The organism is Lysinibacillus fusiformis (genome assembly GCF_002845985.1).
GTDB classification, from domain to species: Bacteria; Bacillota; Bacilli; order Bacillales_A; family Planococcaceae; genus Lysinibacillus; species Lysinibacillus fusiformis_D.
Genome location: NZ_PDFK01000001.1, coordinates 352,213 through 373,011, shown reverse-complemented (window position 1 = coordinate 373,011; position 20,799 = coordinate 352,213). Strand labels below are relative to the sequence as shown.

Below are 20,799 nucleotides of genomic sequence, written 5' to 3'. Positions count from 1 at the left end.
TTGTATGTTTTTGTAAAAGTGAAACCTATCATGATAGACAATCGTAAACTAGAGAACAGAAATAAAGGAGCGTTTATAATATGGCAAAGCAAATGAAAAAATATATGGCTGTGACAACAGCATCTTTTATGGCTGTGCAATTAGCAGCATGTGGCAATAGCGAAACACAGACAGTAGCTTCTTCTACGTCTACCCTAGTAACGGAAGATCAAGGTCAAGGAAACACAAATGAAGAGATAGCAAGTGTTTATAATAGTGAAATGGCAGATGCCTGTGATGAATGGCAAGAAGGGGACGATGGCTCCTATGAATGCCTTGATGAAAATTCTCCTTACTATGCACAGCATTTCTTTAATGGGCTTATGTATGCAACTGCTGGAGCAATGATTGGAAGTGCTATTTATAAAAGTCGTAATTTAAAAAATGGCACAGATCGAAATGAGCAAAATGGTGGCGGTTCTGCAGTACCGCGATCGACACAAAGTGGTAATGCAAATAATAAATCTACAAATGGTATTACGAACAGTTCACAAAATAAGGCTGATACAACTTCAAATGGTTCAAATACTTATTCGAGTGGACAACGCTCTTATTCAACAGACAGTTCATCAAAAAGCACGAACTCCTACACTAATAGCTCCTCCTCCAGCACAGGAAAATCTGGTTTTGGTTCAGGTGGAGCATCCCGTGGCGGCTCGTCCTCCTCATAAAGTGTGGAAAGGGAGCAAATAACATGATGAATCATACACAACAACGGCAAGCGTTCTATTCAAAATTCCCAGACTTTTTTCCTGACTTTGAGGATTTAGAGTATGCGCTATATGATGTCTTAGAATTGCCAAAGCAGCAGATCGATCAACTTCACTACGCAACACAAATACTTTGGCGCATCTTTTTAAAAGTAGGGAAACAATTTAAGCATTTGTCGATTGATCAACTTTTAGCGTTAGGGATTCGCCCTGAAATGATACCGTATATTCAATTAGACTATTTACAACAGCAATCTGTTTTGGCGCGATTTGACTTTGTTTGTACAGAGGAGGGCCACATTAAATGTCTAGAGTTGAATGGAGAAACACCGTTCCTTGTACAAGAAACCTTCGAGATAAATGAGGCACTTTGTCAGCATCTTGGCTATAACAATCCAAATGATATAATAGCTTTACAAAAAACATTGTCAGGTGCGCTTTTTGCTGCTATGCAATATTTACATAATGTTAAAAAGCCAAAGGTTGTCATCACGGGTAAAGCAGCCAAAGAGGATTATGAGGAGTATTGCCAGGTACAGTTTATTAAGCGCTGTATTCCTTTTGATATTGAGTATGTACCTATCCAGGATCTCATCATATTTACTAGTGATACACCACATATAGTACAAGGTCTTTATACACCTGCAATGGAGAAAATCGATATATTATTTCGACCTGCACATCCTGTAGAGTTTTTAATGGATGATGTAGCATCAGATGGTGATCGCATTGGGCTGCATTTGTTAGAACTTGTCAAAAAACGACAGTTAGCTATCATTAATCCGCCTGCTGCTTATGTATTACAATCGAAAATCTTATTGTGGTTAATATGGGAGCGGAGAAACGATCCTTTACTCTTTACCGCTGAGGAACGGGTAGCTATTCAGCAATATATGCTACCAACCTATCTTTCAGCTGAGCCGTTTATTCGTAATAATCTTCCTTATGTGAAGAAGCCTGTTTATTCTCGGGAAGGAAATACAGTAGAAATTTACGCAGCAAGTGGGCAGAAAATAAATGCCTCCATATCCACACATTATGATGATAATTTATTTATTTTCCAACAGTATGTGGAGATGCCTAGCATGACAATTCAATTAAAAGAAGGATATCAGACTAAAAAATGGCTAATAGGTTCATTTGTTGCTGACAATCGAGCATGTGGTTTAAGCTGTCGTGTCGGTAATCAAATAACAGAATGGGATTCACATTGGCTAGCTGTGGGTTATAGGGACTAACAAATCTAGTTTTGTAGAAGGAGGCTGGGACAAAAGAAAAAATGTTAGACCATTTACAAGTTTGGTCTAACATTTTTTTGCGTTATTAGAACACATATACTTTAATAAATTACAAAAATAACATTCATTTTTTGCTTTTTCTCAATAAAATGAGTTATGTCCTAGCCTCATCGTTTAGTCCTTATTCATTCCAGCCTTTACAGACATCAATCCATTCTTTATAGGGGGCATACGTTTCGAGTTCTGAAATCGTTACCTCAATGGCAGAATTGCTGCTACCACATGCAGGAAAAACAGTGGTAAAACGTTTCAGAGATTCATCTAAATAAATGGCTACACCTTCGTTCACACCAAAAGGGCAAACACCTCCGACATCATGACCAATCATCGTCTCCACATCGTCCTTGGATAGCATCTTTGCCTTTGTACCAAACATTGCTTTATATTTTGCATTATCGATTTTAGCATCCCCTGCAGCAACAATTAATACCGCGCCATCATTCACAAGAAAAGATAATGATTTTGCGATGCGTTCGGGCTCACAGCCAAGGGCCTGCGCTGCTAATTCAACAGTCGCTGAGCTTTCTTCCAGCTCTTGTATTTTGTGCTCAACATGCCATTTTGCTAAATGACTACGTACTTTTTCAATCGCCATATGTACACTCCTCCTACTTTTATCAATGACGCCTCGTCATAATGGTGTCCTGATTCATTCGAGCTTGTTCTTCAAAAGCTCCTCTCCCTTTAAAGAGGGACTTTTCTGTTTTTTTGTAAAAACAAAAGAAGTCGTTAAATCAAGATAAATTTAATTTTAGCATAATTTTCAGAATATATAGTTGTGAATGCTCTATCTTTCAAGTATGCTAACTATAGGGAGTGTAAAATTACACTAAAAGGGGGTTCCAATGTTCAAGTTTATACAAATCGTATCTGTGTTGATTGGTTTATCAGTAGTGACATTAATGGTTGCATTGATTATCACACTGAATGGCAGCATTCATTTGATACAGTTAGTTTGGACAGTACCTGTTTGTTTATTTGTCCTGTTTATTTGTAGTGTATTTAAATGGACCAACACCAAAAGACGAAGAGGATGGTTATTTGGAGTAATGGGAATTGCCTTATTAATAGCTTCCATCAAACCAATCCAACATTATTATAAAATGAGTATTCCTACTGTTGATGCGGAAATTGATGTATCTGCCTATCAGCCATTTATGCTGGGCAATAAAGTGATAAAGCCTGACACAAAAGCATCCTTACAATTGACCGAGTCATTACCAAGATTAGATAGTGCAACAGCCATGTATCCTTTGTATGCGGCTTTTGTAGAGGCTACCTATCCCAAAGGTGACTATCAGCCAGATACTAGTAGAGTTCAAGTAAGCCGAACACCTGAAGCCTATCAAAATTTAATAGCAGGAGATGTGGATCTTATCTTTGCAGCAGCACCGTCCACCTCACAAGAGTGGCAAGCAGAAAAGGAAGGTCTTACATTTGACATGACACCAATAGGACGTGAAGCATTTGTCTTCTTCGTGCATCATAAAAACAGTGTGGATAATGTAACGCTTGAGCAGGTGAAGAAAATATACGCTGGTGAAATAACCAATTGGCATGAGGTCGGTGGGGAGAATGAGCCAATCCGTGCTTTCCAACGCCCAGCAGATAGTGGAAGTCAAACAACATTAGAAAAATTGATGGGCAATACGCCAATTATGGCGGCGCCTTCTGAAGATATTGTGTCGGGAATGGGAGGAATCATTCGTGAAGTGTCGCAATATCGAAATTATAAAAACGCAATGGGCTTTACGTTTAGATATTATTCTACAGAGATGGTAGGTAATCAAAAAATCAAATTACTATCCATTGACGGGGTAGCCCCAACAAAAGAAACGATTCAAAATGATACATATCCTTTAGTTGCTGAATTTTATGCCATCACAGCCGGAACAGAAAATCAAAATACGCAGAACCTTATTGAATGGATACTTTCCGAGGAAGGGCAAGCGATAGTTGAAAGGGTCGGCTATGTACCAGTGGAAAATTATTAAAAGGTTTGCTATACTAAGAGCAACAATCGAATGAAAAGTTTTCTAGGGTTCCGTAGCTTTTGCTAGTCTGGTCCGAGAGAAAACCACAAATTAATTTTGTGACACGGAAGGATAAAAGCCTGGGAGATACTGTTTAATGACAGTTTCTTCAGGCTTTTTTGTTTGGCTAAAATCATGTTATTTGGCGAAAGCTGAGGAAGGTGCTTTATCAATCAGTTAATCGACCGTGTCTCATAAAATGGAGGGATTTAGGATGAATAAACAGTGGATCAGTGTCATTATAGCGGCTTGCTTTGAAGTAGGCTGGGTCATTGGTTTAAAGCATGCAACGAGTGTGCTGGAATGGATTGGGACAGTTATTGCTATTTTTATTAGTTTTTATTTACTCATAAAAGCGGGGGAGCATTTACCTGTTGGTACGGTATACGCTGTCTTTGTTGGATTAGGGACAGCGGGGACTGTTTGTGCAGATAGCTTGTTGTTTGGGGAGCCGTGGAAATTAGCCAAAATAATATGTATTGTTGTTTTACTTGCAGGAGTTGTGGGCTTAAAGCTTGTAACGGGAGAGCCGAAGGAACAAGAGGTGAATGAATAATGGCATGGATGGCATTAGTTATGGCAGGGTTATGTGAGATGATGGGCGTATATATGATTAGTAAATATAATAAAACAAAGACTATAAAAAATTTAGGGCTGCTGATTTTTGCATTTACCTTAAGTTTTGCGGGTCTTGCTTATGCGATGGAAACATTACCAATGGGTACTGCCTATGCTATTTGGACAGGAATTGGAGCTGCTGGGGGAGCACTACTGGGTATGTTATTTTTTAATGAATCAAAGGACTGGAGACGAATGGTTTGCATTGTACTTGTTTTAGGAGCAGCCATTATGTTGAAGCTATTGTCGTAAGAAAAAATGCACTTCCCCTTGTAAAAGTGGAAGTGCATTTTTTATATTATTTTTTTACGTCTTTTGTCCATTCTGCTACTTTATCTGGATTAGCTTCCACCCATTCTTTTGCAGCCTCTTTTGGATCTTTGCCATCCATTACTTCAAGCATGACACTTTCTAAATCCTCTGCAGTCCAGTGGAAGTTATCAAGCACCGAGTATACATCTGGTAAATCTTCTTTTAAGCCTTTACGAGCGAATGTATTAATTGTTTCTTCTCCACCATATACACCTTTTGGATCTTCTAAGTATTTAAGATCATATTTCGCAAATTTCCAGTGTGGTGACCAACCAGTTACAATGATTTCTTCTTTATTTTTTAACGCTTTTGCCAATGAAGTTGTCATGGCACCAGAAGAAGATGTAATAAAGTTCCAATCTGCTAAATTATCATATTCTCCTAAAGCTTTTTCTGTAGCAGCAGTAATACCAGCACCAGGCTCGATACCTGTAATAGTATGATCAGCTTCATTTGTTAAATCTTCAATAGAATTTACATTCATATAACTTGGGACAACTAAGCCAATTTTTGCACCAGCAAGGTTTTCGCCAAGCTCATCTAAATTAGCTTTATATTTCTCATATTGTGAGGCGTGTGTATGTGGTAACCATGCCGCTACCATTCCATCAGCCTCTCCTTTCGAAACAGCCTCCCACATAATCGCATTATCCAAAGGAGTTAATGCTACATCATAGCCTAAATCTTCGAGTACTTGCCCCACGACATTCGTTGAGGCGATTTCTGTATCCCATTCAACATAGGCTAAGTTGACCTCCTTAGAATCACTGTTTTTACCAGAGCTTGACCCTGTGTCGCCTCCACTACATGCAGCAAGCATGAGGCCTAGACCTAGAGCCATTCCTAACTTAGATAGTGTTTTCAGTTTCATCGAATCTCCCTTTCTATTCATCGTTTTGTATCAAACTGCCGACACCCATCGCTTGATGGCTGCAGGCGAGAAAGATTAACTATATTCTATAAAGCTTTCTTTTTATTGAAGCTTTGTGTTAAACGGTCAATGATAATCGCAAAAATAACTAAGCCTAAGCCTGCAACGAAGCCATTCCCAACTTGTGTACGCTGTAAGGCTGTTAATACTTCACGTCCTAGACCTGGAGCCCCAATCATAGAGGCGATAACTACCATAGAAAGTGATAGCATAACGGTTTGGTTAATTCCTGCCATAATCGTTGATTTCGCAAGAGGAATTTCTACTTTAAATAGTTTTTGACTAGCCTTACTACCATAAGAGTCTGCGGCTTCTACTAATTCCTTTGGTACCTGACGAATACCTAGGTTTGTCATACGTACAGTTGGGGGTAAAGCAAAAATAACAGAAGCGAAGACACCAGGCACAATCCCGATACCGAAGAAGGCAACTGCTGGGATTAGGTACACAAAGCCAGGCATTGTTTGCATGAAATCGAGTATTGGTTTAATAATGTTTTCAGCTATTGTTGATTTGGACATTAGAATACCAAGTGGAATACCGATGATGATGGATATAATACTTGAAAAGATTACAAGCGTGGTTGTCTCCATAAGGTGAGTCCATAATCCTTGGTTATAGATAAACAGCAAGCCTATTAATGAAAATGCGGCAAGCCCGAATTTTTTACCAGCTACTAAGAAGGCAAATATCACGACAAGTAATATAAGAATAATGGCTGGGATACTAATTAGTAAATCAGTGACCTGATTCATGAGTAGTTTTCCAAATTGTTGAATCGTGTTAAAGAACGCTGAAAAATTACTCGTCAACCAGTCCATAGCTGATTCAACCCACGTAGCTAGTGGAATTGTTGGAATATTATCTAAAAAATTATTCATGTGCTTCGGCCTCCTCATCGCTCGTTGACAGTGCTTGGATGACAACGCCTCTAATCAGAACACCCAGTAAGCGGTCATCTTTGACAACTGCAATAGGAGTAGGTGAATTATAGATCATTCCTAAAATATCCTGTAAAAGCATATCTGGCGGAACAGTTAACATCTCTGATTGCACAATAGAATGGACTGTTTGTTCATGTTTTTTAGCTGCAGCCAGTGCATCATCAGCTGTAATAAAGCCTTTTAAATGTCTATTTTTATCAACAGCCATTAATAAACTGACAGCCTCTTGACGCATACGTTTAAGCGCTACTTTAGGACCGTCAAGGTCTACATTGACATAAACAGGACGCACCATAACGTTTTCTGCTGTTAATACTTTCGAACGGTCCACATCTTCCACGAATGTTTTGACATAGTCATTGGCTGGATTGGTTAATATTTCTTCTCCTGTACCAATCTGAATGATTGAACCATCCTTCATAATGGCGATGCGATCCCCAATACGTAATGCTTCATTTAAATCATGTGTAATGAATAAAATAGTTTTCTTCAATTTTTGTTGTAGATCAAGTAGCTCATCTTGCATTTCTTTACGGATCAATGGATCCAGTGCAGAAAAAGCTTCATCCATTAATAGTATTTCAGGATCGTTGGCAAGGGCACGTGCTAACCCAACACGCTGCTGCATACCACCTGATAATTGACTTGGGTATTGATCTTTGTATGCGAGTAATCCAGCATTTTCGAGAGCCTGTTCCGCTTTTGCTTGGCGTTCTTGCTTTGAAATACCTCGAACTTCAAGGCCATATTCGGTATTTTGAAGTAATGTGCGATGGGGGAATAAACCGAAGTTTTGAAAAACCATACTCATTTTATTTCTTCTGACAGTCCGTAGACTTTCTTTTCCCATAGTAGAAATATTTTCTCCATCGATATATATATTTCCGCTCGTTGGTTCAATAAGGCGGTTTAAGAGCCGTATAAGTGTTGATTTACCACTTCCTGACAGTCCCATGATCACGAAGATTTCTCCTTCGTTGACCGTAAAGCTTGCATCGTATACACCAACAGTCGCACCTGTTTCTTTTAAGATATCAGTTTTACTTTTTTGCTGTTTAACGAGTTCTAGTGCTTGGGGAATATGTTTACCAAACACTTTTGATACGTGTTCTATTTTAATTTTTTCCATAGAAGCACTCCTTTCGTAGATTATTACTATGTGAGGATAATGATACCCAAAAATAAACAAGTAACAACCTTACTGTAACAAAGAGTTGTTACTTTTGTCAAATCGACTAATAAGAAAAAAACCGTTTAAACGCTGTTATATCAGCGTTTAAACGGTTTTTAATTTGGATATAAAAAGCTTTGAACTCTGGCGAAGCTTTCATCATTTCCGACAAAATAAATAATGTCACCTTCCTCAAATGAGACATAAGGACCAGGGGATAGTAATAATTCATTGCCACGTCGTATACCAACAATGGTGCTTGATGTATTTTGCCAAAAATTTAAGGTTTGTACAGTTTGATGAATGCATGGACTATCAGCTGTCATTTCTAATTGATAAGGAATGAATGGATTGACCGAACGGTAATGCTCAGTGCGGCTAATGAGCTGCTTTGCCTTGTCTTGTAAATTAATTAATTCATGATGCTGCTTTTGAATACTCGTCAATAGTTCATTTTGTATTTCGTGAATGGATTGAACATCATGAAACTGTCTGACGAATTGTGCTGCTTTTTCATACGATTTAATAATTACGCCGCTACCTTTAGAAGCCTCAACAATTTCTAAGTCTTGTAACACGGCAATGGCTCTTCTCGCAGTCTCTGCTGAAACATTGTATTGACTTGCAAGAGAGGATCTTGCGTATATTTTATCGCCAATGCGGTATTTTCTTTCTACGATCTTAGAGGCAAGGTCGATGGCTATTTGTTGATATTTTGGCTGCTTTACTTGAACATTTTTTTCTAAGTTCATTTTAAACTTCCTTTCGTCATTACAGTACCACAGCTTATTATAGACTAGCCTGCACAGAAAAAATAGCACCTCCATAAGCTAGTGGTATATGATGAAAAAGTAATGCTAAAATTTTGGTATCTATCATTTATATTAAAAGAATAATAGCTGTTGTTTGACACTTTTTAGTTATTATTATAAACTAAGTTACGTTATGTAAGTGATGTAAAAATACATGTGCTCAGTTGGCGAATTCAGCCAACTGTTTCTATAGAAGGTTGGAGATTAATATGACAATTACGACTAAAGTTATGGACTTAGTGAAGGATAAAATGACAATCGTGAAGCATACAAATACAGAAAATATTTGTCTAGTTGGCCCAGTGAATTTACCTGTAAAACAAGGCGATTTTTCTGCATCATTTCAATGGTATAACTGGCTAACAGTTGATGCAAATTTAACGAAAGAGGAAATTATTGATGGTTTAGCAAATGCCAATTTAGCATTTTTGCAACAATCATCTGTGCTGGTGTATGGTGATTTTACCCATTCCGAGGATGCTTTAATCCGAATGCATAGTATTTGTCACACTGGTGACATCTTTGGCAGTCAGCGCTGTGATTGTGGCTACCAGTTGCATGAATCCATGAAAATGATCGCAGAGCACGGCTGTGGCGCTATATTTTATTTAGCCGATCATGAAGGTCGTGGCATAGGGTTATTCTCTAAATCTCTTGCTTATTTATTACAAGAGGAAGGGCTAGATACAGTAGAAGCAAATCATGCACTCGGCTTCCCAGATGATACTCGTTCATATGACGAGGCACTTGCGGTATTAGCTACTCTACGCACAAAACCTGTCACACTTATTACAAATAATCCGAAGAAATTGGCTGCTTTACAGGCTCGCGGTATGGCTGCCGAAGGGCATGTTCCATTATGGGGCGGTTTGACAGAGACAAATCGTTTTTATTTAGAAACAAAAGTTGAAAAATCTGGACATATGCGCGAAAAATAATAGGTGGAGGTTGTGATGATGGCAAATGTTGATGAAAAGTATATGCAATTAGCACTCGATTTAGCAGCGAGTGCCAAAGGAAATACGAACCCTAATCCACTTGTTGGGGCTGTGATCGTGAAGAATGGCGTAATTGTAGGCACGGGCTTACACAGAAAAGCAGGTGAACCACATGCTGAAGTGCATGCTTTTCGTATGGCTGGAGAGCATGCACAAGATGCTACATTATATGTAACGTTAGAGCCTTGTTCGCATTATGGGAAGACACCACCTTGTGCGAAGCTAGTGAAGGAATCTGGTGTAAGTCGAGTTGTGGTAGCCATGCAAGACCCAAACCCAGCTGTAGCAGGGCAAGGCATTCAATTGCTACGGGATGCGGGTATAGTAGTTGAGGTGGGAGTTTTGGAGCAACAAGCTCGCCGTGTTAATGAACGTTTCATCCACAATATGCTGACACAACGCCCATTTGTTATTTCCAAATTTGCTATGACTTTAGATGGGAAAATTGCCACACATACAGGGCATTCTAAATGGGTAACTGGCGAGGCTGCACGTGAGGATGTTCACTATATTCGCCATGAAGTAGACGGCATTTTAGTCGGTGTGGGTACAGTCATTGCTGACAATCCTACTTTAACAACAAGATTAAAAGAAGGATACGGAAAAAATCCAACACGTATTATTATGGATAGTTCTCTACGCACACCCGATTATGCAAATGTGTTAAATACGGAGGAAGCACATACGATTCTTGTATGTAGTGAGGACGTAAGCCAAGAAAAAATGAAGCGATTTACAGACAAAGGTGTGACGGTTTTACCAGTACGTAAAAATGAATATGGACTTCAGCTTGATGATATGCTTGAAAAGCTTTATACACATGGCATTACGGATATTTTGCTCGAAGGAGGAAGTAAAATAAATGCTTCTTTTTTACAGCAAGGAGCGATCGACAAATATGTGGTGTATATAGCGCCTAAAGTTCTCGGTGGGAATCTATCATTAACACCGTTTGCTGGTTATAGTCCTTCTCAAATGAATGAGGCATGGAATGTTGAATGGACTTCATTTGATAAGGTAGGCGAGGATTTGCGTATTATTGCTTATCCAAAGCAAGGTGAAGAAAAGTGAACTATCAAGCAGATGTTTGTATAGTAGGGGCAGGACCAGCTGGCGCACTGTTAGCCTACTTACTAGCCAAAAAAGGGCTAACAGTGATCCTACTTGAGCAAAACGCAGCACTTGGTCAGTCATTTCGAGGCGAGCACTTAAATGAAGAGGGCGAGGCTGTTTTAAAAAATCATCATCTTTTTGAGGCAGTTGAGTCACACGGTATATTACGAATGGAGAAGCTGGAGTATTACGCAGATGGTAACGCCTTTAAAACGATTTTTCCTGATGAAGCAGTAGGTCATTTAGGCATACATGTCCCACAAGCTCATTTATTAAAGGGAATTTTACAAAATACACGGCCGTTTCCCAATTTTACATGCTTGCTACATACAAAGGTAACAAAGCTCATCGTAGACACTTCTGGTCATTATAGAGGAGTTATAGCAATAAAAAATGGAAACACTATCAAAATTGATAGCCAATTAATTATTGGTGCAGATGGTCGCTATTCTACCATCCGTAAGGAAGCACATATTGATGTTCAGAAACAGAAACATGGCTTTGATTTACTATGGGCTAAAATTCCTGCACCTTCAAATTGGGAACCTTCTATAAAAATGGCACTAATCGATGATAAGCAGCTGTCATTGTTTACGCAAGTTGGTGGTTATATTCAAATAGGCTGGAATATCGAACAGGGTAGTTTCCCTCAGCTGCGCAAACAAGCTTTTACTCCTTTTATCCAGCAGCTTACAACACAATTTCCACTATTAGCTAATACAGTACAGGAGCATATTCAGTCTTGGAAAGACTTTGTGTTATTAGATGTTTTCAGTAGTCACTGTGACTGTTGGGGTACCCAGGGCATTGTATTGTTAGGTGATGCTGTCCATACGATGACACCAACTGGGGCATTTGGATTAAATAGTGCTCTAAAGGATGCCGATTGTTTGGCATCTTTGCTAAATAAAGACACGTTAGCACAATTTAATGTACAAGATTTTCAACAAATGCGTAAGCAAGCCATTGAGGAAGTATTAGCAAAACAAATTGAAAAAGAGCAAACATTTGCTTCTAACTTTATAAATAAGGCTTCTTGAAAGGGCGAACAACTAGATGAAATTTGGCTTTGATATAGATGACACTTTAATTGATTTACGAGCACACGCTTTTTTACTCTATAATAAAAAACTAGGTAAAAATGTTTCCTTTAAAACCTTTCAAGCCTTACAACGTGTAGAAATACATGAGCCTTTTGGTTTAACAGACGAAGAAGGTTATGCAATGTGGAATAGTACAATGGAGGAGATTTATTTTACGGACTGTCCTTCTTTTGAGGGGGCAATAAAAACGCTCCAAGCTCTAGCGGCGCAAGGGCATGATATTTACTATATTACATCTCGTCCCAAACAATACTGTACACAAACAAAAGCATGGATGGAGGCGCAAGGTTTTCCAATAACGGACGGTCATTTTTTCTGTGGAATGCAGGATGCAGAAAAAGTCAATATTATAAAAGAGCTTGCGTTAGATGTTTATGTAGATGATAAACCAACAGTGCTGGAAACACTTCATGATGTGACAACTAAGGTGATTTTAAAAAATCAATCCTATAACCAGCATGTGAATCTTCCACGTTTATATGATTGGCAAGAGTTTCAAGTGCTGATACAAAAATAAAAGATTGGTACAACGATTATGCGTTCGTTGTACCAATCTTTATTTTTTTAAAATCGATTCAACTTAAAGGTTGATAAATCCTGTTTACTTTTGCCATCTACAATTAATTCCGCTAGTACTTCCCCTACAGCGCTACTAAATTTAAAGCCATGGCCCGAAAAACCTGCAGCAATAATAATATTTTGATGTTTAGGCAAAAAGTCAATTATAAAATCTTCATCAGGAGTCATCGAATACTTGCATGTTTTGCCGTATTTTATTGCACCATGCTTGGGCATAAACTGATGAATGAAATTTTGTAAATCAACAAGATCTGCATCATCAAATGGGCGCAAAGGAGTATTTGGATTGATCACTTCGCCACCATCATGTCGCCCAAGTTTTAATCCTGCTCCATCAATACTAGGAAAGCCGTAGTAGGTTGAATCTGCAAATTCAAAGCAATAGGCTGGGAAATTTTCATCACGATAAAGCTCCTCATCTGCCTCAAACCATGCAAACGTTTTACGTGTTGGGGTAACTGGGATGGTTACGCCCATCGTTTGTAGTAACTCGGTTGCCCATGCACCAGCCGTCACTATTAAGTGCTTTGCTTTGTAAAGGTTATGTACAGTTTGCACCTGTACAATTTCTCCAGCTTGAATAGCAAGTACTTTTTCATTCGTCTGTAAGCTTGCACCAGCCTCTAACGCCAATTTTTGATATGCTCGAATACATGCTTCTACCCGAAGGACGCCTGCTGTCGGCTCAAAGCAAGCCACTAAATCTTCTGGCAAGAATAGCCCTGGCCATTTGTTCATCGCTTCCGCTGCTGAATAATGTTCGAGTGCTAAATCATAGAGTGCTGAGCTTGCCTTGACATTCTGAATAAAGTCACAGGTTGGTTCTCCAATATTGACTACGCCAGTTTGTAAAAATAAGTTCTCATTGGCTAAAGACTCTAGCTCTTGCCAAAGCTCACCAGCTCTTTTTACAAAAGGTACATAGCTAGCCCCTTCACCATAAGCAAAGCGAATGATTCTTGTATCTCCATGATGACTACCTTCTTCATGCGGGGGAGTAAAGGCATCTAGCATAAGAACTTTGTTACCTTTCTTTGCTAAATAATAACCAGCCGCCATCCCCATGGAGCCAGCACCAACTATTATGACATCATATACCATTCTGAATCCCTACTTTTTTGCTCTAGTATAACAGATTAGCAGGGAAGGAAACAGAAATTTTAGAAAATAAATAGGCACAACACCTGCAATCCAAATGGACTAGAGGTGCTATGCATTGTAGATACTTGCTATTTTGAGCTTGGTAGAATTTTATTAAGGAAAATCGCTACTAGCGCAGCGGTTGCGATAGGCGATCCAAATAAATATTGAACGGTTGTAGGTAGTGAATAAAGGAAATCATCAGGCAATAATGTCAGAGCTAACGTTAAAATGACAGGAATCGCAATGACATACATTTCCTTTTCGCCAATATGTTCATTTTTCATCACCTGTAATCCGCTGATGGCAATAATGCCACAGACGATGACAAATACACCACCAATGACTGCTGAAGGAATGGCTGAAATAAGTGCCGCTAATTTACCAGAGAAGCCGAAGATGATAAACCAAATACCTGCTGCTATAAATACTCGACGGCTCGCAATCCCTGTAATTGAGATAACACCTGCATTTGTAGAGTAACCCGTCACAGGTGTAGAGCCTAGTAATGAAGCAATAAAACAGCCAATGCCTTCACCAATAACGCCTCGATTAATTTGTTGATCTGTTAATGGTTTGTCGATGACATTGCTAATGGCAAACCATGTTCCTGTTGTTTCCGCCATTAAGACAATATAAATAATGACCATTGTGATAATGGCTGAGATATTAAAGCTAAAGCCGAAATCTGCAAATGGAATTTGCGGCATACTAAACCATTTTGCTTGTGATACAGGAGATAAATCTAAAACACCCATCCTATTTGCCGCAATACTGCCGCCGATTAAGGCAATGATGACAGATGCAATACGGAATAGACGCCCTTTTTGGTGGAAGACTGTCCCTAACATGACACAAATGATTAATACAATGGCTGAAATCAAAGCTAAATAGATGTTCTGATTAATGGATGCACCTGCTCCATTAAAAATATTATCACTTAAACCGACAGGCATTAAGGAAAGACCGACAACAAAGATAATCGTACCGCCAACAATCGGTGGAATAAATGTTTGAACAATTTTATTGAAAATGCCTGTATAGCCTAAAATAATGACGCAAATAGCACCGATTAAGCTGGCACCTAGCACAGTGCTCCAGCCTAAATCACCACTGCCACTTGCCGCATAGATTCCAACAATAGCCCCTAGTGGAACATAGGAAGGGCCTTGTGCCATCGGTAATTTCATACAAAAATGGGTTTGTACAATAGTCGCAATTCCTGCCGCAATAAAGGTGGATTGAATTAATGCACCTGCCTGCCCTGTTTGTAGACCAATGAGCATGGCAATTAAAAATGGCACAACGTAAACATCCATGGCCATGACATGCTGTAAACCTAATAGAGCTGATTGGCTGAACGAGATTTTTTCATCTGGTAATACGGTTAATTGTGTTTTTCTTGTTTCGTTTGTTCGTTTACTATGTTGCGTTTTCACGAAGTTGTACACCTCAAAATGATAGATTTTTAATGAATAAGAGAATGACTAGTCTCTCGCATGAACTTTACTTCCTTGCACCCATACCTCACGGATATTTTCTGGGCGTACAAGATACATTATTTTTTGGAATATATCGAGTAAATCTTCCTTTTGATCAAAAATTGGAAGCTTAGCAGTAGGGATTTTTGTATCTATAATTTGTACATCCCATGTATAGTTTTCTTGTAAACGCCCAATTGGAAGGCTTAAGCTTTCACCACCACCAGCAGTGGCTAGATAGAAGGCTTCATTAATGGTAATACGTGAATTTGGCACACCTCGTTTTTCAGCTGCAAGGGTTGTATCGACACCATCCTCTAACATTCTTGATGACATAACAGCTTGTCTTGCATTATCAAAAAGACTTGGAGAAAATCCCCCTGAAACATCTGAGCCTAATCCAATATCAATGCCCATTGCATGGAAGCGGGCGATTGGAATCACACTGTTAGCAAAATAGGCATTAGAGATTGGACAATGACCAATGGCAGTGCCTGTTTCAGCAAATAATTGAGCATCATCATCACTTAAAAAGTTACAATGAGCCATAACCGATTTATCACCTAATAAACCAAAATCATGTAAGGCTACTGCATCATTGCTATTAAATCTCTCTTTGACATAACCATGCTCCCAGTCACTTTCGCTACAGTGAGATTGAATATGAGTATCATATTTCGCTGCTAAATCACCTAAGCCCATTAAGGCATCATCTGTACAACTTGGAATAAAGCGAGGTGTGACCACGGGGTAAACACCTTGTTTAGTTGTTTTCGCTAATTCTTTTACCGCTAAAATAAACTCTTCTGTATCAGCTAATGCGGTTTGTGTGTTTGCATCTCGATAAAAATCGGGATTTTGCTCAGGATCATCCATGACCACTTTTCCGACAAGGCCACGTTGACCCTTTTCAGCACAAATTTTAGCTAATAGTATGCTAGCTTCTTTATGAACTGTCGCAAAATATAAGGATGTTGTTGTGCCATTGGCAAGCAGCGTGCTCACTAAATCCTCGTAAACCTCTTGTGCAAACGTTAAATCCGAAAATTTTGATTCGATTGGGAACGTATAGGTGTTTAGCCAGTCATAAAGTGGAATGTCTAAGGCTGTACCCGATTGTGCCCATTGTGGTGCATGAACGTGCAAGTCAACAAATCCTGGTAAGAAATATTGACCTTCAGCTAATGGATGGAAATTAGGTTGATGTTGATATGTAGTTAATAGTTGTTGGTAATCAGTACGTTCTGGACCGACTGCTTTATCAATCATGCCGTCAGCATTTATGAAAAACAAATAATCTTTTAAAATTTGAACTTCAGTAGCAGATTTACTAGTAAAAGCTGTCCCTTTGAAAATATACGTATATTCAGTCATAAAAACCACCTTAATGTTCGTTTATAGATAATAACACGGATTATTATAGGCTATACAAACGATGAAGTCTATAAAAAACGAATATTAATGAGTTTGTGAAAGAAAAAAAGAAGCTGTCCAACTACATTTTTACAGCTTTGACAAGCATTGATGGATGAGAAGAAGGCACATGTTTTAGCGTGCCTTCTTTTTATAGAATGGATTCATTGATGATATGAAGAAAGTTATGAAAGGAGGGGGAATGGTGCTGTTCATTTTTTCGTGTACAAAGATAGATAGGACGTTGAATATCAATATCCTTAATAAAAACACGGGCAACTTGTTGCTGCTGGATAAAGCTAGAAGCTGCTATGGACGGAGCTAGCATTGTTCCGAAACCTGCTGCAATAGCATGGATCGATTCATTAATTCCATCTAGTTGCAGTCCTACTTTCGGTGGGGGAATTTTATGCACTTTACATAAAGCATTTAAATATTCTTTTGTGGAACTCCCGTCTTCCCTTGTCACAAAGGGCTGTTCCATAAGTTCTGCGAGGGAAATCGTTTGACCTGCTAATGGATGACTGTATGGCACGATAAACCAATAATCTAAATTCATCAGAAATTGATAATTAATATCAGGATGATGGCCATCTTCTTTAACGATAAAGGCTAAGTCAGCTTTATAATGCAATAATTCCTCAATGACTTGCTGTGAATTAGCCGTTTTTAAATGGAGATTTGTTGCTGGATAAATTTGTTTAAAATGAGCCAACCATTTGGGCAGTAAAAAATGGGAAGGCACATGCGTCGAGGCAATTTGTAATTCCTCATTGCCTGTATATTTCAGTTGTTCAATTTTATATTCAATATCGATTTCTAAATCAAATAATCGCTGTGCCTGTTTATATAAAAACGTGCCATTTGGTGTTAATGCAATGCCTCTCCCTTTGGATTCTATCAGGGTCAAACCTAGCTCTTTTTCTAAATTTCGTATTTGAATGGTGACAGCAGGCTGACTAATCATAAGCGTTTGTGCCGCTTTGGAAACACTATTGTGCTCAGCCACCTTTGTAAATAGCCGTAAAGCGTGTAAATTCATATGCAAGCACCTTTCATTAATTTTTTTTATGATTTTATATACATTATATATTAGATTTATTAATTTACGCTCTGTATCCTTATAATTACAGTAGGAAAAAGGGGAGGGGGATAAAAATGACTCGACAGCATATGGGGGTTGTCTTTGGAGGAATTTTATTACTAGTTGTCGCAATGGGAATTAGTCGATTTGCATTTACACCGATTTTGCCATTTATGCGTCATGATGTAGGATTTTCGTTAGAGGTGGCTGGATTTTTGGCTTCAAGCAATTATATTGGCTATTTCATTGGCGCATTATGGGCAGGATTTATTCATCGTCGACGTAAAAATATTTTATTGGCAAGTGTCGTTTTCAATGTTCTATCGGTGGGATTAATGGGCTTGCTAGAGGTGTATTCTGTATGGCTAGTTCTCCGTTTAATCGCAGGCATTACAGGTGGGCTTATTTTTGTTTTAACGTCTAGCATTATGATGGATTATTTGGCGAGACATTCATTATCGCGATGGTCTGGCTATGTATTTAGTGGCATTGGTTTGGGAATTGCTATTTCTGGCTTATGTGTTCCTACAATAGAAGCGAAATTTGCTTGGGAGGGAACATGGCTAGGTTTAGGTATGCTATCAGCTATCTTTTTACTCATTACCTTTATTCTGTGGAGAAATTTAGAGGTTCAAGACAGCATAAAAGTGATGAAAACGCTCGATACCAAAATGACAAGAGGCTTTATGCCATGGCTGATTCTATCCTATGGCTTAGAGGGATTAGGCTATATTATTACAGGTACTTTTTTGGTTGATATTATTCATAATATCCCTTCTCTCCAAGCTTACTCCTCTTACAGCTGGGTTATTGTGGGACTTGCAGCTATTCCATCAGCACCTGTTTGGACGGTCTTATTGGAGAAGTTTTCAGCGATAAAAATTTTGTTTGTGGCATACATACTTCAAGTGATTGGCATCCTATTACCCGTATTTTCACAAACTGTATGGAGCGTATTGTTAGCATCATTTTTATTTGGTCTGACCTTTGTAGGAATTGTCACGTTAACTACTTCCTATGCACGACAGCTTTTCCCGACACAGAGCGGTTTTGTTGTATCTTTATTAACAACCTTTTATGCTTTTGGACAAATTATCGGACCGATCGTCGCAGGAAAGCTGGTTGAAGTTTATAGTAGCTATAAAGCAGCACTTGTATTTGCTGGTGTCATCGTGTTTCTTGCATTGCTCGTTATGGTAATTGGTAGATGGCTAACTGTAAAAAAAGAAGCTGCTGCAGAACATACAATTTCTATATAGCGCATAAAAGCCAGAAATCCTATTTGGATTTCTGGCTTTATCATTTACTTAAAGAAGCCGTGCCTCTATCTACATGATATTAAAAAATATAATAAAAGTCTATATATTTTTTTCTTTATATGGAAAAATAGATAAGTGCACAAAGGACGTAACGTTACGATTCTACATTGAAATGGGGACTTTATATGAACACAGAACAAGCTATTCAACGTTGGAATCAATATGCAGAGCGGTATACAGCTACCTACGATGAGCAGGGTGACAATCATCGTGTAGTACTGTTAAATCCCACCATCTTTTCTTTACTGGAAGGGCTAGATGGAAAGCATGTATTAGATGCAGGATGTGGAGAAGGATATTTAAGTAGGTTACTAGCGAAGAAAGGGGCAAGCGTAACGGCTGTTGATTTTTCACAAAAAATGCTGGATATTGCTATGGAAAGAACACAACAGCAGGAAGCTATTCAATTTTTACACGGGAACTGTGAAAATTTAGCGTTTCTAGCAGATGAGCAATTTGATGGTATTGTGTCAAATATGGTTCTTCAAGATTTAGAGGACTACAAGGCTGCATTGCATGAAATGTATCGTCTTTTGAAACCTAATAGCATTTTTATTTTTTCAATTCTGCATCCATGTTTTGTGACACCAAATAGTGGATGGATAAGACATGAGCAGCTAGATCAACAGTATTGGAAAATCCAGCGTTATTTTTATGAAGGGGTTTACCAACAACTAGATGCTGACCCCTCAATTGTGCTGTATCACCGTACATTAACAAGCTATGTGCAAGCCATTATTCAAAGTGGCTTTACCATTGAAGCTATTGTAGAGCCAAAGCCATCACAAGACATGCTAGAGAAGTATCCTCAATTTGAGGAAGATTTGCATTGTGCAGATTTTATCGTCTTTAAACTTAGAAAATAAAGGAGAGTGAATCCATGCGTTTATTTCATGTCAGTGAGAACCCTACTATTACGATGTTTCATCCTCGACTACCTGAGCGAGCAGATTTAGATGCAACCAAAGGGCTTGTATGGGCCATCAATGAGAGATGCTTGCCAAATTATTTAACGCCGAGAGATTGTCCTCGTGTTTGCTTTCATGCAGGGGTACAAACAACAGAGCAAGATAGAGGGCATTATTTAGCACAAGCTTCTCATGTAGTGGTCATTGAAAACAAATGGTTTGAAGTATTGAAGAATACGAGACTTTACCTATATGAGTTTGATAGTAATGGATTCACATTACTGGATGATAATGCAGGTTATTATACAAGTGAATTAATACAAATGCCCATTAATGTCTCTGAGGTTAACGATATAGCTAAAGCATTATTGGAACGGAGTGTTGAATTGCGAATAGTGGATCGCTTGTGGGATATCCATGACGAAATCCAGTATACAAGCTTAAATTGGTCGATGTGCAGGATGCGCTTTGCACAGCCAAGACACTAAAGAACAAGCCTCGTCATGCTGCTAGTGCATGGACGAGGCTTGTTTGTCTATTAATTAGATAAAGGTATACAGCTAATTACGAGAAGCAGGGTGATATTCATTGAACCCTACCATCTATTCTTTGGTGGAAGAGCCAGATGGAAAGCATGTATTAGATGCAGGATGTGGAGAAAGATATTTAAAGTACTACTCTAACAAATTTTCAATCTCGTCTTCCAGTACGATCAAAATGAGGTAGTTTTAAAGGGTTTAGGTATATCGTTCATAGTGGTGTTCACTACTGAATGAAAAAGGAAAAGATACTT

General features: G+C 38.6%; 21 protein-coding genes and 1 riboswitch. Of the genes, 12 read left to right on the top strand and 9 right to left on the bottom strand.

All coding sequences use genetic code 11. The features are described from left to right. Window positions 1–80 precede the first annotated feature (80 nt). Together CRI88_RS01950 and CRI88_RS01945 are read left to right on the top strand one after the other, a co-directional pair. The gene (locus CRI88_RS01950) at window positions 81–710 is read left to right on the top strand and encodes a hypothetical protein (RefSeq protein WP_058843282.1); all 630 of its coding nucleotides are present in this window, start codon (window positions 81–83) and stop codon (window positions 708–710) included. A gap of 23 nt (window positions 711–733) precedes the next feature. Continuing rightward, window positions 734–1,987, top strand: coding sequence for a glutathionylspermidine synthase family protein (locus CRI88_RS01945; RefSeq protein ID WP_058843283.1), 1,254 nt, complete (start codon window positions 734–736; stop codon window positions 1,985–1,987). A gap of 181 nt (window positions 1,988–2,168) precedes the next feature. On the opposite strand, the gene CRI88_RS01940 is transcribed toward CRI88_RS01945, so the two are convergent. After that, the gene (locus CRI88_RS01940; RefSeq protein WP_058843284.1) at window positions 2,169–2,642 is read right to left on the bottom strand and encodes a YbaK/EbsC family protein; all 474 of its coding nucleotides are present in this window, start codon (window positions 2,640–2,642) and stop codon (window positions 2,169–2,171) included. Between the two features lie 250 nt (window positions 2,643–2,892). Between CRI88_RS01940 and CRI88_RS01935 the strand changes: the two genes are divergently transcribed. The 3 genes from CRI88_RS01935 to CRI88_RS01925 all read left to right on the top strand — a co-directional run bounded on the left by CRI88_RS01935 (window position 2,893) and on the right by CRI88_RS01925 (window position 4,950). Next, window positions 2,893–4,041, top strand: coding sequence for a PstS family phosphate ABC transporter substrate-binding protein (locus CRI88_RS01935; RefSeq protein WP_058843285.1), 1,149 nt, complete (start codon window positions 2,893–2,895; stop codon window positions 4,039–4,041). 31 nt (window positions 4,042–4,072) lie between these two features. Beyond that, window positions 4,073–4,169: riboswitch (guanidine-I (ykkC/yxkD leader) on the top strand. Between the two features lie 125 nt (window positions 4,170–4,294). Beyond that, window positions 4,295–4,636, top strand: coding sequence for a DMT family transporter (locus tag CRI88_RS01930; protein ID WP_036127755.1), 342 nt, complete (start codon window positions 4,295–4,297; stop codon window positions 4,634–4,636). Next, a complete protein-coding gene (locus CRI88_RS01925) occupies window positions 4,636–4,950 on the top strand; it encodes a DMT family transporter (RefSeq protein ID WP_036127751.1) in 315 nt (104 codons plus the stop codon). Before CRI88_RS01930 ends, CRI88_RS01925 begins: the two co-directional genes overlap by 1 nt. A 46-nt stretch (window positions 4,951–4,996) precedes the next feature. Here the strand turns inward: CRI88_RS01925 and CRI88_RS01920 are convergent, their stop codons facing one another. From CRI88_RS01920 to CRI88_RS01905, 4 genes are all read right to left on the bottom strand, one after another. After that, complete coding sequence (locus CRI88_RS01920) at window positions 4,997–5,881, bottom strand: glycine betaine ABC transporter substrate-binding protein (protein ID WP_036127748.1); 885 nt, start codon at window positions 5,879–5,881, stop codon at window positions 4,997–4,999. Between the two features lie 86 nt (window positions 5,882–5,967). Next, window positions 5,968–6,822 (bottom strand): ABC transporter permease, encoded by an 855-nt coding sequence (locus CRI88_RS01915; protein ID WP_058843286.1) that lies wholly within the window; start codon window positions 6,820–6,822, stop codon window positions 5,968–5,970. Further along, window positions 6,815–8,014 carry a quaternary amine ABC transporter ATP-binding protein gene (locus CRI88_RS01910; RefSeq protein WP_101966369.1) on the bottom strand — a complete coding sequence of 400 codons (1,200 nt, stop codon included), beginning with the start codon at window positions 8,012–8,014 and terminating at the stop codon, window positions 6,815–6,817. Before CRI88_RS01910 ends, CRI88_RS01915 begins: the two co-directional genes overlap by 8 nt. Window positions 8,015–8,172: 158 nt before the next feature. After that, window positions 8,173–8,808 (bottom strand): GntR family transcriptional regulator, encoded by a 636-nt coding sequence (locus CRI88_RS01905; RefSeq protein WP_036127739.1) that lies wholly within the window; start codon window positions 8,806–8,808, stop codon window positions 8,173–8,175. A gap of 269 nt (window positions 8,809–9,077) precedes the next feature. On the opposite strand from CRI88_RS01905, the gene CRI88_RS01900 reads away from it, so the two are divergent. The 4 genes from CRI88_RS01900 to CRI88_RS01885 are packed head-to-tail and all read left to right on the top strand — an operon-like array spanning window position 9,078 to window position 12,599. After that, complete coding sequence (locus CRI88_RS01900) at window positions 9,078–9,806, top strand: GTP cyclohydrolase II (protein WP_036127735.1); 729 nt, start codon at window positions 9,078–9,080, stop codon at window positions 9,804–9,806. A gap of 18 nt (window positions 9,807–9,824) precedes the next feature. Next, complete coding sequence (gene ribD, locus CRI88_RS01895) at window positions 9,825–10,937, top strand: bifunctional diaminohydroxyphosphoribosylaminopyrimidine deaminase/5-amino-6-(5-phosphoribosylamino)uracil reductase RibD (protein WP_058843287.1); 1,113 nt, start codon at window positions 9,825–9,827, stop codon at window positions 10,935–10,937. After that, window positions 10,934–12,019, top strand: coding sequence for an FAD-dependent oxidoreductase (locus CRI88_RS01890; RefSeq protein WP_036127728.1), 1,086 nt, complete (start codon window positions 10,934–10,936; stop codon window positions 12,017–12,019). Before ribD ends, CRI88_RS01890 begins: the two co-directional genes overlap by 4 nt. 16 nt (window positions 12,020–12,035) lie before the next feature. Beyond that, a complete protein-coding gene (locus CRI88_RS01885; protein WP_036127725.1) occupies window positions 12,036–12,599 on the top strand; it encodes a 5' nucleotidase, NT5C type in 564 nt (187 codons plus the stop codon). Between the two features lie 47 nt (window positions 12,600–12,646). Here CRI88_RS01885 and solA read toward each other — a convergent pair whose 3' ends face one another. From solA to CRI88_RS01865, 4 genes are all read right to left on the bottom strand, one after another. Continuing rightward, window positions 12,647–13,762, bottom strand: coding sequence for an N-methyl-L-tryptophan oxidase (gene solA, locus CRI88_RS01880; protein ID WP_036127723.1), 1,116 nt, complete (start codon window positions 13,760–13,762; stop codon window positions 12,647–12,649). 128 nt (window positions 13,763–13,890) lie between these two features. After that, entirely contained in the window at window positions 13,891–15,240 is a 1,350-nt protein-coding gene (locus CRI88_RS01875; protein WP_036127721.1) for a uracil-xanthine permease family protein, read from the bottom strand. 48 nt (window positions 15,241–15,288) lie between these two features. Further along, complete coding sequence (gene guaD / locus CRI88_RS01870; RefSeq protein ID WP_036127717.1) at window positions 15,289–16,656, bottom strand: guanine deaminase; 1,368 nt, start codon at window positions 16,654–16,656, stop codon at window positions 15,289–15,291. Between the two features lie 190 nt (window positions 16,657–16,846). After that, entirely contained in the window at window positions 16,847–17,737 is an 891-nt protein-coding gene (locus CRI88_RS01865) for a LysR family transcriptional regulator (RefSeq protein ID WP_036127713.1), read from the bottom strand. Between the two features lie 116 nt (window positions 17,738–17,853). Here CRI88_RS01865 and CRI88_RS01860 point away from each other — a divergent pair, with 116 nt between their 5' ends. From CRI88_RS01860 to CRI88_RS01850, 3 genes are all read left to right on the top strand, one after another. Then, on the top strand, window positions 17,854–19,038 hold the full coding sequence (locus tag CRI88_RS01860; RefSeq protein WP_036127709.1) for a YbfB/YjiJ family MFS transporter: 1,185 nt from the start codon (window positions 17,854–17,856) through the stop codon (window positions 19,036–19,038). Between the two features lie 185 nt (window positions 19,039–19,223). Next, entirely contained in the window at window positions 19,224–19,964 is a 741-nt protein-coding gene (locus CRI88_RS01855; RefSeq protein WP_036127705.1) for a class I SAM-dependent methyltransferase, read from the top strand. Between the two features lie 14 nt (window positions 19,965–19,978). Further along, the gene (locus CRI88_RS01850; protein WP_036127702.1) at window positions 19,979–20,494 is read left to right on the top strand and encodes a DUF6886 family protein; all 516 of its coding nucleotides are present in this window, start codon (window positions 19,979–19,981) and stop codon (window positions 20,492–20,494) included. Window positions 20,495–20,799: the final 305 nt, after the last annotated feature.

What these genes read in the sequence shown, in the direction of transcription:
- CRI88_RS01950 (WP_058843282.1), top strand. Translation starts at nt 81, where the DNA reads ATGGCAAAGCAAATGAAAAAATATATGGCTGTGACAACAGCATCTTTT.
- CRI88_RS01945 (WP_058843283.1), top strand. Translation starts at nt 734, where the DNA reads ATGATGAATCATACACAACAACGGCAAGCGTTCTATTCAAAATTCCCA.
- CRI88_RS01940 (WP_058843284.1), bottom strand. Translation starts at nt 2,642, where the DNA reads ATGGCGATTGAAAAAGTACGTAGTCATTTAGCAAAATGGCATGTTGAG.
- CRI88_RS01935 (WP_058843285.1), top strand. Translation starts at nt 2,893, where the DNA reads ATGTTCAAGTTTATACAAATCGTATCTGTGTTGATTGGTTTATCAGTA.
- CRI88_RS01930 (WP_036127755.1), top strand. Translation starts at nt 4,295, where the DNA reads ATGAATAAACAGTGGATCAGTGTCATTATAGCGGCTTGCTTTGAAGTA.
- CRI88_RS01925 (WP_036127751.1), top strand. Translation starts at nt 4,636, where the DNA reads ATGGCATGGATGGCATTAGTTATGGCAGGGTTATGTGAGATGATGGGC.
- CRI88_RS01920 (WP_036127748.1), bottom strand. Translation starts at nt 5,881, where the DNA reads ATGAAACTGAAAACACTATCTAAGTTAGGAATGGCTCTAGGTCTAGGC.
- CRI88_RS01915 (WP_058843286.1), bottom strand. Translation starts at nt 6,822, where the DNA reads ATGAATAATTTTTTAGATAATATTCCAACAATTCCACTAGCTACGTGG.
- CRI88_RS01910 (WP_101966369.1), bottom strand. Translation starts at nt 8,014, where the DNA reads ATGGAAAAAATTAAAATAGAACACGTATCAAAAGTGTTTGGTAAACAT.
- CRI88_RS01905 (WP_036127739.1), bottom strand. Translation starts at nt 8,808, where the DNA reads ATGAACTTAGAAAAAAATGTTCAAGTAAAGCAGCCAAAATATCAACAA.
- CRI88_RS01900 (WP_036127735.1), top strand. Translation starts at nt 9,078, where the DNA reads ATGACAATTACGACTAAAGTTATGGACTTAGTGAAGGATAAAATGACA.
- ribD (WP_058843287.1), top strand. Translation starts at nt 9,825, where the DNA reads ATGGCAAATGTTGATGAAAAGTATATGCAATTAGCACTCGATTTAGCA.
- CRI88_RS01885 (WP_036127725.1), top strand. Translation starts at nt 12,036, where the DNA reads ATGAAATTTGGCTTTGATATAGATGACACTTTAATTGATTTACGAGCA.
- solA (WP_036127723.1), bottom strand. Translation starts at nt 13,762, where the DNA reads ATGGTATATGATGTCATAATAGTTGGTGCTGGCTCCATGGGGATGGCG.
- guaD (WP_036127717.1), bottom strand. Translation starts at nt 16,656, where the DNA reads ATGACTGAATATACGTATATTTTCAAAGGGACAGCTTTTACTAGTAAA.
- CRI88_RS01865 (WP_036127713.1), bottom strand. Translation starts at nt 17,737, where the DNA reads ATGAATTTACACGCTTTACGGCTATTTACAAAGGTGGCTGAGCACAAT.
- CRI88_RS01860 (WP_036127709.1), top strand. Translation starts at nt 17,854, where the DNA reads ATGACTCGACAGCATATGGGGGTTGTCTTTGGAGGAATTTTATTACTA.
- CRI88_RS01855 (WP_036127705.1), top strand. Translation starts at nt 19,224, where the DNA reads ATGAACACAGAACAAGCTATTCAACGTTGGAATCAATATGCAGAGCGG.
- CRI88_RS01850 (WP_036127702.1), top strand. Translation starts at nt 19,979, where the DNA reads ATGCGTTTATTTCATGTCAGTGAGAACCCTACTATTACGATGTTTCAT.